16 protein-coding genes and 2 pseudogenes are annotated in these 13,800 nt (G+C 39.4%); 2 read left to right on the top strand and 16 right to left on the bottom strand.

The window, feature by feature from the left end; translation table 11 throughout:
* Window positions 1-184: 184 nt before the first annotated feature.
* From ACQRBN_RS16925 to ACQRBN_RS16910, 4 genes and pseudogenes are all read right to left on the bottom strand, one after another.
* Complete coding sequence (locus tag ACQRBN_RS16925) at window positions 185-3,334, bottom strand: alpha-mannosidase (RefSeq protein ID WP_427740257.1); 3,150 nt, start codon at window positions 3,332-3,334, stop codon at window positions 185-187.
* A gap of 56 nt (window positions 3,335-3,390) precedes the next feature.
* Entirely contained in the window at window positions 3,391-4,344 is a 954-nt protein-coding gene (locus ACQRBN_RS16920) for a helix-turn-helix domain-containing protein (RefSeq protein ID WP_427740256.1), read from the bottom strand.
* Window positions 4,345-4,640: 296 nt separating this feature from the next.
* Window positions 4,641-4,748, bottom strand: coding sequence for a hypothetical protein (locus ACQRBN_RS16915; RefSeq protein ID WP_427740255.1), 108 nt, complete (start codon window positions 4,746-4,748; stop codon window positions 4,641-4,643).
* A gap of 46 nt (window positions 4,749-4,794) precedes the next feature.
* Window positions 4,795-4,961: pseudogene (locus ACQRBN_RS16910) on the bottom strand (MobA/MobL family protein); the annotation flags it as partial.
* Between ACQRBN_RS16910 and ACQRBN_RS16905 the strand changes: the two are divergent.
* Window positions 4,930-5,172, top strand: coding sequence for a hypothetical protein (locus ACQRBN_RS16905; RefSeq protein WP_427740258.1), 243 nt, complete (start codon window positions 4,930-4,932; stop codon window positions 5,170-5,172). The pseudogene ACQRBN_RS16910 and the gene ACQRBN_RS16905 sit on opposite strands and share 32 nt — an antisense overlap.
* A gap of 165 nt (window positions 5,173-5,337) precedes the next feature.
* On the opposite strand, the gene ACQRBN_RS16900 is transcribed toward ACQRBN_RS16905, so the two are convergent.
* The gene (locus ACQRBN_RS16900; RefSeq protein ID WP_427740253.1) at window positions 5,338-5,433 is read right to left on the bottom strand and encodes a putative holin-like toxin; all 96 of its coding nucleotides are present in this window, start codon (window positions 5,431-5,433) and stop codon (window positions 5,338-5,340) included.
* 676 nt (window positions 5,434-6,109) lie between these two features.
* The gene (locus tag ACQRBN_RS16895; protein ID WP_427740252.1) at window positions 6,110-6,241 is read right to left on the bottom strand and encodes a hypothetical protein; all 132 of its coding nucleotides are present in this window, start codon (window positions 6,239-6,241) and stop codon (window positions 6,110-6,112) included.
* A 215-nt stretch (window positions 6,242-6,456) separates the two neighbouring features.
* Between ACQRBN_RS16895 and ACQRBN_RS16890 the strand changes: the two are divergent.
* Window positions 6,457-7,314: pseudogene (locus tag ACQRBN_RS16890) on the top strand (IS4 family transposase); the annotation flags it as partial.
* Between the two features lie 510 nt (window positions 7,315-7,824).
* Here ACQRBN_RS16890 and ACQRBN_RS16885 read toward each other — a convergent pair.
* The 10 genes from ACQRBN_RS16885 to ACQRBN_RS16840 form a co-directional block, all read right to left on the bottom strand.
* On the bottom strand, window positions 7,825-8,160 hold the full coding sequence (locus tag ACQRBN_RS16885) for a DUF2007 domain-containing protein (protein WP_427740251.1): 336 nt from the start codon (window positions 8,158-8,160) through the stop codon (window positions 7,825-7,827).
* 59 nt (window positions 8,161-8,219) lie between these two features.
* Complete coding sequence (locus ACQRBN_RS16880) at window positions 8,220-9,275, bottom strand: alpha/beta hydrolase (RefSeq protein WP_427740250.1); 1,056 nt, start codon at window positions 9,273-9,275, stop codon at window positions 8,220-8,222.
* 73 nt (window positions 9,276-9,348) lie between these two features.
* Complete coding sequence (locus ACQRBN_RS16875) at window positions 9,349-9,564, bottom strand: hypothetical protein (protein WP_427740249.1); 216 nt, start codon at window positions 9,562-9,564, stop codon at window positions 9,349-9,351.
* A 43-nt stretch (window positions 9,565-9,607) separates the two neighbouring features.
* Window positions 9,608-10,099: a methyltransferase family protein gene (locus ACQRBN_RS16870; protein WP_427740248.1), complete on the bottom strand. Its 492-nt coding sequence runs from the start codon at window positions 10,097-10,099 to the stop codon at window positions 9,608-9,610.
* A gap of 157 nt (window positions 10,100-10,256) precedes the next feature.
* The gene (locus ACQRBN_RS16865; RefSeq protein ID WP_427740246.1) at window positions 10,257-10,595 is read right to left on the bottom strand and encodes an MmcQ/YjbR family DNA-binding protein; all 339 of its coding nucleotides are present in this window, start codon (window positions 10,593-10,595) and stop codon (window positions 10,257-10,259) included.
* A gap of 281 nt (window positions 10,596-10,876) precedes the next feature.
* Window positions 10,877-11,557, bottom strand: coding sequence for a DUF1905 domain-containing protein (locus ACQRBN_RS16860; protein WP_427740245.1), 681 nt, complete (start codon window positions 11,555-11,557; stop codon window positions 10,877-10,879).
* A 171-nt stretch (window positions 11,558-11,728) separates the two neighbouring features.
* Entirely contained in the window at window positions 11,729-11,887 is a 159-nt protein-coding gene (locus ACQRBN_RS16855; RefSeq protein ID WP_427740244.1) for a hypothetical protein, read from the bottom strand.
* A 290-nt stretch (window positions 11,888-12,177) separates the two neighbouring features.
* The gene (locus ACQRBN_RS16850; protein ID WP_427740243.1) at window positions 12,178-12,519 is read right to left on the bottom strand and encodes a PDDEXK nuclease domain-containing protein; all 342 of its coding nucleotides are present in this window, start codon (window positions 12,517-12,519) and stop codon (window positions 12,178-12,180) included.
* Window positions 12,506-12,907 carry a DUF1016 N-terminal domain-containing protein gene (locus tag ACQRBN_RS16845; RefSeq protein ID WP_427740242.1) on the bottom strand — a complete coding sequence of 134 codons (402 nt, stop codon included), beginning with the start codon at window positions 12,905-12,907 and terminating at the stop codon, window positions 12,506-12,508. The genes ACQRBN_RS16850 and ACQRBN_RS16845 overlap by 14 nt, the downstream gene beginning before the upstream one ends.
* A gap of 264 nt (window positions 12,908-13,171) precedes the next feature.
* Window positions 13,172-13,708, bottom strand: a complete 537-nt coding sequence (locus ACQRBN_RS16840) for a helix-turn-helix domain-containing protein (RefSeq protein WP_427740241.1) — start codon at window positions 13,706-13,708, stop codon at window positions 13,172-13,174.
* Between the last annotated feature and the right edge of the window lie 92 nt (window positions 13,709-13,800).

Below are 13,800 nucleotides of genomic sequence, written 5' to 3'. Positions count from 1 at the left end.
ACCTTCCCCGCTTCTCATAGAATTGTATCAGTTTAAGAGCTCTTTTTCAATCAGTCGCGTCATAAAAAGAATTCCCATCCCGGACTCGACTCCAAGATGGGCATTCCTGCTATTTCTTTATTTTCTGAGGATCTTTTCTGTTCAACCTATTTATTTAAAAATTTTTTTGCATATAATCCACTTATCATTGCCAAAGCACTTTCATCGTTTTGATTTCGTAAGGTTGCATTATTATGTCAGCCGTATTGTCTGTGTGGATAAGTTCCTGCTCATTTTCTTCCAGCATGCTGCACTCATAAACCGCCTGTACCTCGCGACCAAAGTGTACGACAGTCTTAGTCCGACGGTTGAATGCTTCATACATACGGATAATGGTTGCATCCTCATCCTCTGATTTCTTCACAACCTCGATCACCACATTCGGTGCATCCACATTGACTGCAGAATATACTGCCGGAGCATCTCCGGATTCATTCTCCTTCACAAGACATCTCATCGGATTATTCAATGCATATGCCTTATCAATCGTTCCCGCCTCGCGGAATCCTCCTTTATGCGGATAAATTGAAAACTTAAAACTGTGATGTTCTTTATCAGCATCCGGATTCGGATAAATGGCAGATTTTAAAAGAGAGATGCCAATCACCCCATCGTGGACGTGTGCGCCGTATTTGCAATCATTTAGAACGCTAACGCCATATCCATCTTCGGATACATCCAGCCATTTATGCATGCATACCTCGAATCTGGCGAAATCCCAGGAGGTATTGTAGTGTGTCTTTCTGGTTACATTACCATACTGAATCTCAAAAGTCGCCTCATCTGTATGAAGATCTACAGGGAATAAAGCTTTCAGGAAAATATTATGCTCATTCCAGTCAATCTCATTTCTCACAAGAATCTCCGGACTGTCTGCTCCCAGGGCTATGTACTGAACAATGAAGGAATCCAGGTATTTCCTGCTCACCTTAATGGTACAGCGAACCGGTCCCGCTTCCACAAGTTTCATTTCCTGAACATCTGTAATCTCCCAGGATTTCTCCGTATAATAATTGTTTATATCCCATGCATCATAATTGTGCGGGCGATCTTCATAGGTCATCAGGACATTTCCATTCTGGCCTTCTTTCAGAAGTTCTCTCTCCTCTTCCTTATCGTAGATAGAAGAAATCTGTCCATTTTCTGCAAGAACAACTTTTACATAGTCATTTTCCAAATGGCGTGCAGAAGCCGAAAGCCCACTCTTCTGCACTTCGCCGGAAACTTCCTTCAAACTAAATGTCTTATAACCCTTGGAGGGTACGTCATCTGCGGCAAACAGACAGGTTCCGTCAGCAAGTTTCTGAACTGCATATATCTTTTCTCCAGCGGTTACTGCCGGAGCAGCAATTTCCTCCGGACAGACAAACGATACAATCTGTTCTCCAACCATCCCATTTGGATTGAATACAATCAGAGAATTCTTCGGTGCATCTACTGCATCTGCAATCTCCTTTAATGCCTTTTCTTCCAGGATGCCTCCTGCTTTCAGAAGGTTTTCATATTCTTCCCTAGAATCATCATACACTTCCTTAATAGAAGATCCCGGCAAGATATCATGGAACTGGTTGCGAAGCACAATCTCCCACAGATCATAGATCTCCTGTCCCGGATATGCTGTAGAGGTAATCTGCTTGTTAATGCTGGAGAAGAGTTCCACATTCTCCAGCAAGAATTCTGATCTACGGTTATATCTTTTATTACGTGCCATGGAGGTATAGGTTCCTCTGTGATATTCCAGATAAAGTTCACCAACCCAGACCGGAAGATATTTCTGATCCTTTACATAATCCTCCAGAGTATGGAAGAAATCACCTGCCGTACTCATCACTGTGCGCGGACACCCGGGGATTCCCTTTGCCAGACGTCTCTGATTCTCCAGCATATCCCTTACCGGACCACCGCCGCCATCTCCATAACCAAAGCACATGAGAACTTCATCATTCAGATATTTCTGACTGTATCGTTCCCATCCGCCTTTGACCTGTGATGGATTGATGTATCCATTATACGTGGTAAAATGCGCTGTCTCCGTTCCACCTTCTACAGCGCCTTTATTATAATCACGGATAGGACTGAAGTGCGTGAGAATTCTGGTGCCATCAATCCCTTCCCATTCAAAGGTATCGTAAGGCATCTTATTAAACTCATTCCAACTGATCTTCGTGGTCATAAAATAGCGAATGCCACATTTTTTCATAATCTGAGGCAGTGCTGCGGAATAGCCGAACACATCGGGAAGCCAGAGAATCTCATTGTCTTTTCCGAATTCCTCTTGGAAGAACCGTTTTCCATGAATGAACTGACGCACCAGGGATTCTCCGGAAGAAAGATTACAGTCTGCTTCCAGGAACATTCCGCCCTCTGTCTCCCAGCGTCCTTCCTTCACACGTTCTTTAATCTGCTCGTATACATCGGGCGCATTTTTCTTCACGTATTTATAGAGTTGCGGCTGGCTGGACATGAAGACATATTCCGGATACTGTCTCATCAATTCCAATACAGTGGAAAAACTTCTGACTGCCTTATCCTCCGTAACAGCCAGCGTCCACTTCCACGCCACGTCAATATGGGTATGTCCTACACAGTATACCTTCTCCTTATCTTCTCCGGTGTATTTTTCGTAAAATTCTTTGGTAATATACTCCTGTGCTTTCTCAAGGGATGCTTCATATTCAGGGGAGTGTTCCTTGCGAAGATCCAGAAGATTCAAGGATTCGTTCAAAGCAAGAATGATATTGCGGTAATTTCTATCGGAAGGCTGCAATAAACGGGCAATCTCATATGGCACTGAAAGGTCATAGTAGTATCGCTCCGTCTTGCGATCCAGAACTTTTATGCAGGAATCCATGATCAGGCGGGAATTATGATCTCCGGCAAAAGCAGACAGCACAATTCGGAAGGTCTCCCCGGCTTTGCCGCATTCTGTCAGAATCACTTCCCGGTGATTGACATCCATCCCTTGTCTTCGTACATTATTCACGAAGATGGAAAACTGTGGATTCGTTGCATCCCATTCTCCCTCTCTTCCGGTCTTTAATTCGTAGACTACACATTTTCCTTCGAATGATTCCGGAAGGGTTATAAAAGTCTCAAACCAGAAGTATTCTCTGTGACCACCCCAAAGTTGTTGATTGCTCAGGGTGTGCCAGGAATCTGTGCGGATATTGGCAATATTGGGGTAATTTTCTTTGGATTGGATAAAACGGTAGGACTTGATGGGGGTGATGTCTGTGTAAATTAATTCTTTTAAGTCCCTTAGTAGTTTGTCAACTCTTTCTTTGATAAAAATCATGTGTGTAAACTCCTTTTTTTGGTATTGGTATTTTTACTACCGCTTCAATAGAAATGTCAAAATTTTTCTTTGCTCCGAGAATCATCTGCAGTTTCGATAATCTGCAATGCCTTTTTTGCTTCATCAGTTTCCACCAATACATCCACACCGTATATACCAAATCCTGATGCACCATGCATAGCGACACTTGCACCTGCTTCCTGTGAAAAAGCAGCAATTCCATGCTCTTTTAACAATTCTATAATTCTTCCTGCTTCTACTATATCTTTAGCATTGTAGATTTTTGTACAACCTGTCTTTGACGTTGGCGTATCTCTTTGCTCCCCATTAACTAAAATCCGGCGTCTGTTCCGGTTAAAATATGATAATACCCTGAGAACAATAAATGCCACGATTGTAATTCCACCCAGAAAAAGCAAGGACAAATATATCGTTTGCTTCTCAGTTGCTCCCATTCTTCCCAAGCATATACCATAAAGCACCGAGAAAATTCCTGCACAGATTACACTGGTGAGAAAATCTCTCCATAGTGCCTCTCTCTGAGACAGGCCTTTATCCCAGATGCCATTATGTACCATAATAAACGCATATACAATTCCGCCCACCAGAGCAATTAATGTTTCGCCCAACACCAAACGAATGTTTACTGCCAATAGAAGCTGTATGATAATAGTTCCTACACTGATCAGGAACATTGATGCAAAAGCAAGATTTCCGGCTTTTAAGGCTTTTTGCTTTACCCAATCTTCATAATCAGCTACTTTGTCTAATGTTTCTTTCATCTCTTTGTTCATGGTTGAACTCCTTTCTCCATCCAGGAGTTCTTTTATTTCAATGTCATAATAATCAGCAAGTTCAACCAATATACTAAGATCCGGCATATTCGATCCTGTTTCCCACCTGGAAACAGTTCTTGCCGATACGCCAAACTTTTCTGCAAGCTGTTCTTGTGTAAGATTATTTTCCTTACGGCATTGTTTCAAAAAAACTCCTATCTTTTTTGTGTCCATGTTGCTACCTCTCTTTCACTTACAGCTTACCAATTATTTCAAAAAATTCCACGACACAAACCGAGAATCACCTGATTTTCGACCGGACATTGCGTGTCGGGTATAGATTAATCCACAAATTAACAATTATACAAGAAAACATGAACATTTTCAATTTCCTTGCCACCTTTGGATGAAGTAAACATGCCGCCTTGTAGTGGCACTCTTGAAAAAATGCCACTATCGCAATTATGCTAAATTATTTCATTCTCTGCAACTTCCCTCACGCATGCCTGAATGTTATTCATTCTTCCAACCTATTCAAGCTGATTTTCAACTTTCAACTGCTCTGTCACACCCTGCCTGTCGGTATATTCCTTTATCAACCGAGAAAACATATTCTCTGCCTGCATTGTTTTCTTCATTATCTGACTTGTTATACACCTCTATAAATGGCTGAACATCGGAATATTTTTGTGAAAAGTGGCTCTCATAGACTTCGCCTTTTCGGATAGTGCTGTATCCTGCTCGGATATTTCCATGCTCGTCTGTACCTCTTTTTTAGTCCGCCTGTGTTTTCCCTGTTCATCATAAAACATATTTCTGGTGGCAATCTTTACTTCTCCTGTTATTATCATCAAGAAAGACTACTTTAATCTGGGTGTCCTCGGTCTTGCAGTGGAGACGAATCTGAGAGCAGATCTATGTGTCCATACATTAGAGAACATTCTGACCGCCTATCCATCTTTAGAAGGCTACATTATCCATAGTGACTATGCTGAAGATTCCCTTGAGTCCCATGTCCACCAATTCAGGTATGCGAAAGTTTCCCACTGGCCGGAGCATTAAACAAGTTGCGGCGGCCGGTTCCAAAATATGTTGAATTTTCTATTTTCGGGTGCTATAATGAGCATATAAAAAGAGCAACCGCCCACAAGGTGGAAGCCCTCAGCAAAAAACGCTTATTGTCCTAATGGACGCAGCCTATCCTGTTGGCCGACAGGGTAGGCATTTTTATTTCCGCTTATTGTGCCTATCAACATAGGTAAGCAATGCAATCAGGAACGCACCACCCAAGAAGAGCAGGCTCAACACCTCGTATGTATCCATCTGCACCACCTCCCCTCTTTGGTAAAGTTGGGAAGGTTCCACCCTGTATACGGTGCTCATGGCGAAATCTTATCACAATCTCTTGGAATAATCAATCCCCCTGCTTTTTGCCCATTTTTCTTCGGATAATGTCACGAGTACTAAAAAAGTCCAGAACCCCGTATAAACACCAGGTTCCTAGACTTTTGCCAATCATTCCATTTCGTCTCACAGGTGTTTAATTTCAATAATTTTAGTAGTGTTTTCGCTACTTTTTGTCACTATATTAGCCATATTTTCTGCTATGATTTTGACTGGCATAAAAATTGTACTCAAAATGTACTCATATATCAATCCAATAATTTGTTCTGAAATACAGAAGTTATTTCTCATTATTGCATTCGTTCCTGAATTCTTTTATTAACTTCTCAAATTCTGCTACAGACATTCTACTATACATTTTGCACCAATATTTCTTTTGAAAGAGCAGCACTTTGTGTACTGAAAGTTTACATACTTTTATCACAAGCATATTCCTCATCTGCCTCTTTTGAAACAGCATTCATGCAGTATATCAAACCTGAAAAGACAAACCAAACTATAATATCTTTAATAAAAACATTATCCCAAAACGGTAACTGATAAAATATTAAGGTTATACCCAAAACATAAAGGAAAATAATACCCCAAAGTATTCTTAACTTCTTACCAAAGAATATTTTACAACATTCCAAAATGCCTCTCTAATCTGTCTATGTACCATTGCATACACAAATAAAATAAATGCCCAGATCACAGTTGCCCATTCCCTAGTAGTTAAAATTTCCATATAGCTTTTACTCCCCAATCCGAAGTTTATTCCACTGTTATTTTTCATCAATATCAGCAAGTATCCTACATAATTTAATTACTCAAACTTCGCACTTGAATAAGTACTTGTGCACCTTGAAAATTCAATAAATACTGGCATAAAAATAGCATGATGCCACTGGTTTTGTTATAATTAAGTCACCACAACAAAATCATAAACCGGCGGCTCATGCTATGAATAAAAGTATAACACAAGACAACCAGAATGAGAAACAGATTTCTGCATCTATCAGAAGATTTTTTACCCGATTCCATATTTCTTCTGCATTAAAAGCCGCGAATGCTTACAAAACAAAAGGAATCCCGGTAATTGAGATATTCCAGTATCTTTTTATCCTGATATTTTCTAACAGAAGCATGTACATGGACCTGTTGACTGGACGAAATCACCCGACTTTTGCAAAAGATACGGTATACCGTTTTATGAAAATGGTACATATCAACTGGCTTCGTTTTACTACGTCCTTATCAGCAAGGATTATTCAGGATGCGATCGTTCCTCTAAATAACCAGAACCGGATAAATGTGTTTATTGTAGACGATTCCATGTTTGAACGTAACCGTTCTAAAAAAGTGGAGTTTTTGACAAAAGTATACGATCATGCAAAACATTCCTATCGTTTGGGATTCCGTCTGCTTACGCTTGGGTGGTCTGATGGGAGCACTTTTCTTCCTGTAAACAGCGTCCTCTTATCTTCCGAAAAGAAGAAAAGCCGCATAAACGAGGCTGCTCCGATAGATAAGAGAACGGTTGGTTATAAACGTCGCGCGCTTTCTATGACAAAGGGTACAGAAGCCATGTTAGAACTTCTCAAAGCTGCAAAGGCAGTCCGGATTCCTGCAAGATATGTGCTTTTTGACAGCTGGTTCTCATCTCCAAAATCGCTTCACGCTGTAAAAGGAGTTGGCTACGACGTAATCAGCATGATAAAAAAGACACCAAAAATGTATTTCCAATACGCCGGAGACAGCATCCCTCTCACAGAAATCTACAAGAGGAACCGAAAACGCCGTGGCAGATCAAAATACCTGCCGTTTTGCAAAAACAGCTCAAAGCGATATAAACTATCTGATTATTGACAACTTAATTACTGCCAGATATTGAATTTTCAAGGTGCATAGGCATTATCTATGTGCGAAGTTTGAGTTAATTATTATAATAGTTGCACTCACTTTAATTTGCTGTTGCAGCCATACACTCCAACTGTTATAATCAGTGCATGGGTGCTACCATACAACGGTAGGCGGTTGGTCCTTCAGCAGAGGGACTGTGACCCTCTGATTACATAGAAACCCGTACGGGAATCCACTGGAAAGGAGGGCTAAGCCAATGAGTATTGTAGATTTTATCGCAGTAGTGGGCTTCGGCTTAACCTGCTTTAGTATCGGATACACATTCGGTAAGGATAATCATAAACCACAAAAATAGCCGCCCCAGTCTGGTAAACTAAGCGGCAATTTTTGTCTAACTTTATATCGGACTAACCGTCTATCGGCAGCACTCTTTTTCTATAATCATATTATCACGCTTCCATAGAAATGTCAAAATTTTTCTTTGCTTTGAGAATCATCTGCAGTTTCGATAATCTGCAATGCCTTTTTCGCTTCATCAGTTTCCACCAATACATCCACACCGTATATACCAAATCCTGATGCACCATGCATAGCGACACTTGCACCTGCTTCCTGTGAAAAAGCAGCAATTCCATGCTCTTTTAACAATTCTATAATTCTTCCTGCTTCTACTATATCTTTAGCATTGTAGATTTTTGTACAACCTGTCTTTGACGTTGGCGTATCTCTTTGCTCCCCATTAACTAAAATCCGGCGTCTGTTCCGGTTAAAATATGATAATACCCTGAGAACAATAAATGCCACGATTGTAATTCCACCCAGAAAAAGCAAGGACAAATATATCGTTTGCTTCTCAGTTGCTCTTATTCTATCATTTCCTCATAAGGCCAATCCAAAATTCCTCCAAATTCCAGCACATTCTCATATCCCATATCTGCCAGTTTTGCGGCTGCCTGTTTACTGCGGTTCCCGCTTCTGCAATAGACAAGGATTTTCTGGCTTTTGTCCGCCAGTTCTTCCGGCTCATCTATAATATCTTCATTTGGCAGACAAATAGCCCCTATAATATGCCCTGTATCATATTCCTCCTCGGCGCGGACATCCAAAATCCGTATATCCGCTTCCGTATCCATAATCTCTTTTGCCTCCTGCGGCGTAATCTCTGTAAAACTCACTGTCTTTCCATCCTTTTCTGTATTTACCATCTGCAGAATTGCCTCCACTGTCTGCTTCTGTTGTTCCTCCCTGCTAATAGAAACAGTTTTGTCTCCTTTTTGTTGACCATAGTTTCCAAACCATGCATGGTTTCCTCCTTCAATGCAGATTTCTGTGTAATCAGATGGCATGAAACTTCTCCCATCCTCCACCTTATCCATATTCAAAACTCCATCCTCGCTTCCAAAGATGGACACAACCGAAAATGTATCCGATTTCAGACTTTTTGTAGGATATGCTGCCAACAGTACTAATCCATCCAAATCTTTCAAATGATCTGCTGAATAGGAAGCAGCCATAGCACCTCCAAGAGAATGCCCTGACAAATACCATGATTTATATTGGTACTCGACCATAATATCTGTTGCCTTATTTTGCCCCAAAAATGCCAGATTACACGGCATTTTTATCAAAAAGCAGTCTACTCCCTGTTCTGCCAATTCATATAATAATGGCAAATACGCTGTATATTCTACCTTTGCTCCTGGATAGAAAATCATGGCCCTTTCCTTTCCTGGACCATCCAGATATATCCCATCACTGATTTCTTTTACTTTTACCAATGTATCTTCCTGAAAATATTCTTGAACATTTTCATCGCTATGGTAATAATCGTTCACATACCAAAAGGAAGCGAGCAGCACAAAGGCTGCTGCAATAGTTGGTATCAGAATTCTTTTCCATTTTTTCTGGTTTTTCAACATTTCTCACTCTTCCCATTTTCTAACTCAACAAACTAGAATCTGTCGATATCTTTTGTATAGAGAAAATGACAATTCAATCAATTCTAACAGGTTTCATTCCAAACTTCTTACGAACCTTTCTTCCCAACTGATGCAACTTCTTTTCTTGTTCTTCTGTTAATTCAGGGGCTCTTTGGAATAACCTTATAATATATTCTCTCGCCATTTCTTCTGATGTAAGATTCTCGGCAAGTATCTCAGCATTATGATATAATTCCTCAGTTGTGCAAGTAAGTAATACTTCAAACATCTCATATCCTCCATCGGCGTAAAAATAAGAATTTTCAAGTGTATTACCAAACAAATGGAATCAGTCTATACTTCGTCTGCTTTGTATATTCAAAATATCCATCTAATCTATCTTTAAGCATACTATCCTCTAACGCTGTTCGTATTACAATGATTGCAGCAGTTATAGCCATACATATCCAGACACTAACATAGGGAAAAATCAAGGATAATCCAATACAGTTTAATATTAGTCCGCTATATGCAGGATGTCGTACAATTCTATATGGTCCTGTTGCGCAAACCTTTTGATTTCTGTCGCTTTGAATCCTCGCTGTAGATTCTAAAAAAGTGTTTTCTAAAGTCGCTTTTGTCGAGATCCCTGCTGCAAACAAGGTTAAAACAATTCCCAAATAATATGCAAAATTTAAGTGCTCACTGTTTTCAGATATACCAGTTAATAAATATACTGCAAAGCAATTTAATATCCAAAATACAAATAGAAGTATCTTATCCCATATCGGAGAATCTGTATCCATTTTCCCTCGTTCTGCCAATGTTTCCTCATTTGCTTTGAACAGAATCCAACTAATATTATATCGTATCTAATCACGTCCTACACTCATTCTTCTGCCTTATACCCATTTCCCAATACAGGTGCATAAATTGCTGATACCCGCAGTTCATCCTCCCTACTATCATCTACTAAAATTCTCATACTTTCTTCCCCTTTGTCAAATCATAACTTTCACCTATCATGCGCTTAATATCTTCTTTCGGAATCGTCCCATCTAAAATAATGGAATTCCAATGAGTCTTATTCATATGATACGCAGGAACCACCGATGGAAAGGCACTCCTCCAGAAATCTCGCCATTGCGGATCACACTTTACATTTACCCACACCTTTCCATCTTTATTGTAAATCAGAGCAAAAGATTTTTGGGAATCCTTATGTCGCATAACACACCAGTTTGAATCGTGAAACGGATAATCTTCATATACATTTTCAAAAGATAGACAATATGTAATTACTTCTTGCTTTTCTTTCATTGCCATTTTCCTTTCTTGAATACAAAACTGGAAGCTATCGAATTCTCTTCCAAATTATTTTTTCTCCGAAAACATATATGCCTGTCCCGCCCATGCAAACAGTTCTTCGTCCAAATCAGACATTTTACTGATTATAATATGAGTTGTCCATCGCCCGGGGTAAGGTTCTGTCTTTACTGCTACACGCCCAGATTTCAAAGGATAAGGAGACCCAAGTATCAAAACAAAATAACTATCCGGAAGTCCATTTGTTTTCTCCTTAGAGTTGAAACTACTGATATCTACGCATGGTTTCCGGTTTCCAAGCACCACTTTGCAATCCTCTGAATTAACGCAGCATCAACCTTGCCATAGGGGATTCGGATCGTTCCCTTATCAGTTTTGTATCCTTGTAATTCTTTAGAAAACTGTACCACAGCAGCAGGCCCCGGATACAATCCGATGTGTTTCTTTGAAGCGGCAAAGTGAAGGATATTATGCTTTTTCCAATAAGTCGGCATACTCCAGGAGATACGTTCTTCCGCTTCCGGTAATACACTGCGAAGAATCTGACGGATATAGCGCAGATCTTCCTGCTTATCCTCATCCTGGTTCAGGATATATTCATCAATCGTCTTTGGCTTTTCACCGCAGAAATGACTCTGCTCTTTTTTCTTAAACTCTCTGCCACATTTAGGGCATTTCCACATAGACATTTTCTCACTGTCTCTTTCCTGAAGAACCACTTCAACAATATCACCAAAGTTTTTACCGATCTGCTTACGTATCTGTTTTGAAACGCCGATAATGTAACAAGGAGTCCCCATTTTTACCACTTGCCCACGGTACGGAATACCATCAAAAGTAGCATTCACCATCAGACGCCCTTTGCCAAAAAGTTCTTTGATATCGTAAGGAACTTCTACATAGGCAGCATCCATATTCTCATTTTGAAGAATTATTGCACAAAATTTTAATTCCACGTTATTTCCCCCTCATTAAGTGAATATCATCCTCCGCAAAATACCGATTTCTATACATCATATCACAACATTCCTTTTTCACACATCTATTTCTCTCTGCTCGTCAATTTCTCCACTCCTTTGTGGGGAATGGCTATGTATCATTCCCGCTATTTTAACGGGAATATGCCGCTATTTTTTTTCCTCTGCTAATCTGCGTTCATCAACAACATCGTAAAAATCATAAATAAACTCTATTACAAAAGATTCCTGAACTTCTTGTAACGGCTCCAGCGCTTCAATTAAATATGGATATTCCATTCCGGCAATACCGAACAATCCACGAATCATATGAAATGCCTCGGTAATCCACTCAAATCATGCTTTTTTATTTATTTTTACTCATTCGATTTTAGTTCCAAAATAGTATCACGGGCATTATCGGATGTCAGAAAACCCAGTGTTTATGCGGATTCCCGGCTCTCTGTTTACTATTCAAACTCGTCTCATAGGAGTTTGATCTCTGTAATTTCAATGGCGTTTTCGCTACTTTTTATTGCTATATTCGCCATATTAGCAGGCATGATTTTGACTGGCATAAAAATTGTACTCAAATTGAACTCACGCCAAGATAACAAAAATTATTCTTCGATCAGCGTCATATTGATCAATTCCTGCAATTTTTTCTGCAATACCTCTTTATCCGGCAACTGCAGTTTATATTCTGCCACCATCATCGGAAACAACGTTCTGCTCATTGCATATTCTACTACTTCATCATCCTTAGAAGCACATAAAATCATTCCTACACTCGGATTTTCATTCTCTTTCTTCTTCTGACGATCTAACGCTTCCAGATAAAAATCCATTTTAGAGATGTATTCCTGTTTGAATTTACCAATTTTTAATTCAAAGGCAACCAGGCACTGCAGTCCTCTATGGAAGAATAATAAATCAATTCGGAAATCTTCACCACCAACCATATGATTCTTTTATGCAAGGGGTTATATAAAAATGTCTCTCTTCTACAGTTTTTGCTTTGGACATAATAGCAAGATGGTTACTCCAACTAATTTGTGTCAACAGTGTTGTCACAAATTCATCATTGCAGTAAGTCTCATAAAATTTTTTCATTCTATATAGACCACGTCTATTGAATCCTTTTATACCTGGAAAGGCATCCTGGATTTCTTTAGCAACAGAATCTATATAAGCATCTCCAAAAGTTGTATTTTCAGCCTCTTTACTTAAATACTCGCCTACTTTCCAATACATCCGAATAAGTTCTTCATTTACCTTTTTTAATGCATTGTTTCTCGAATCCTCTATAATTTTGATGAGATTCCCTGCAGAACTAATTTCATTTTTCATCCAATGTTTTCCTTTCATTTAACACATGTTGAAGATAATACTGATTCTAATTTGTGTCAGCACTACTGACACAAATTATTTTGGATGTCCAACCTTTCTTAATATGCAATAGGTAGAGCAAAATACATTTTGTTTTCACCATAATTCTCAATGCTCTTTACATCTGTGACTGTCTAAACTTTTGCGATTTTCTCAACTCTATAAATTGGAAGTTGTTGCCCTATAGTTACCTGAGACACCATATATCCAACTGCTCACAAATACTTATAATCCGAAAAAATGCACCGGTGCCAACTTAATAATAGCAGCCCCACCAAAAGCAACAACTGCAATTGCAATTAAGCGAATTGGTTTCGGAAAATTTTCAAGCATAAAAACCTTCCTACTCTTGCTACGTAGCTTTCTTAAAGAACCTGTAGTAAATGCTGCCATCAATATGACTGTCACGAATACCAAAGTCTCACAATAGTCGGTAAGTTTTCCCGGCACATCATTATACATATATGTGCCTGTTTCATGCAGAATCAAGTAGAGAACCAATGCACAAAGTCCCATGATGCTTTGAACTCTCATTTCCTTAAAAATGTTCTCTTTCTCTGTAGTGGCATAATCCGACATTGTCTTAGCAATTTCTCTTTCTTCTTCGTTCATAATCTCGCTTTTCCTTTCTCCATTGATAATCTCGGGAATACTCATCTCATAGTAATCTGCAATATCAACAAGAATACTGATATCTGGCATATTGCTTCCAGTTTCCCAACGGGATACTGTCCTGCCGGAAACATTTAATGCATCTGCCAACTGTTCCTACGTAATACCTTTTTCTTTGCGAAGTTCTTTTAAAAAACTTCCGATCTTCATTTAATCCACATCAAGTCCTCCTTTCATCATCA

The organism is Bariatricus sp. SGI.154 (assembly GCF_050313795.1).
Taxonomy (GTDB): Bacteria; Bacillota; Clostridia; order Lachnospirales; family Lachnospiraceae; genus CAMBRQ01.
The sequence above is the reverse complement of the archived record's forward strand: the minus strand, read 5'-3'. Positions and strand labels throughout refer to the sequence as shown.

Excerpts from the sequence above, each read along its gene's own strand:
- ACQRBN_RS16925 (WP_427740257.1), bottom strand. The coding sequence starts at position 3,334 with ATGATTTTTATCAAAGAAAGAGTTGACAAACTACTAAGGGACTTAAAA.
- ACQRBN_RS16920 (WP_427740256.1), bottom strand. The coding sequence starts at position 4,344 with ATGGACACAAAAAAGATAGGAGTTTTTTTGAAACAATGCCGTAAGGAA.
- ACQRBN_RS16915 (WP_427740255.1), bottom strand. The coding sequence starts at position 4,748 with ATGAAGAAAACAATGCAGGCAGAGAATATGTTTTCTCGGTTGATAAAG.
- ACQRBN_RS16900 (WP_427740253.1), bottom strand. The coding sequence starts at position 5,433 with ATGGATACATACGAGGTGTTGAGCCTGCTCTTCTTGGGTGGTGCGTTC.
- ACQRBN_RS16895 (WP_427740252.1), bottom strand. The coding sequence starts at position 6,241 with ATGGAAATTTTAACTACTAGGGAATGGGCAACTGTGATCTGGGCATTT.
- ACQRBN_RS16880 (WP_427740250.1), bottom strand. The coding sequence starts at position 9,275 with ATGTTGAAAAACCAGAAAAAATGGAAAAGAATTCTGATACCAACTATT.
- ACQRBN_RS16875 (WP_427740249.1), bottom strand. The coding sequence starts at position 9,564 with ATGTTTGAAGTATTACTTACTTGCACAACTGAGGAATTATATCATAAT.
- ACQRBN_RS16865 (WP_427740246.1), bottom strand. The coding sequence starts at position 10,595 with ATGAAAGAAAAGCAAGAAGTAATTACATATTGTCTATCTTTTGAAAAT.
- ACQRBN_RS16855 (WP_427740244.1), bottom strand. The coding sequence starts at position 11,887 with ATGATTCGTGGATTGTTCGGTATTGCCGGAATGGAATATCCATATTTA.
- ACQRBN_RS16850 (WP_427740243.1), bottom strand. The coding sequence starts at position 12,519 with ATGGTTGGTGGTGAAGATTTCCGAATTGATTTATTATTCTTCCATAGA.
- ACQRBN_RS16845 (WP_427740242.1), bottom strand. The coding sequence starts at position 12,907 with ATGAAAAATGAAATTAGTTCTGCAGGGAATCTCATCAAAATTATAGAG.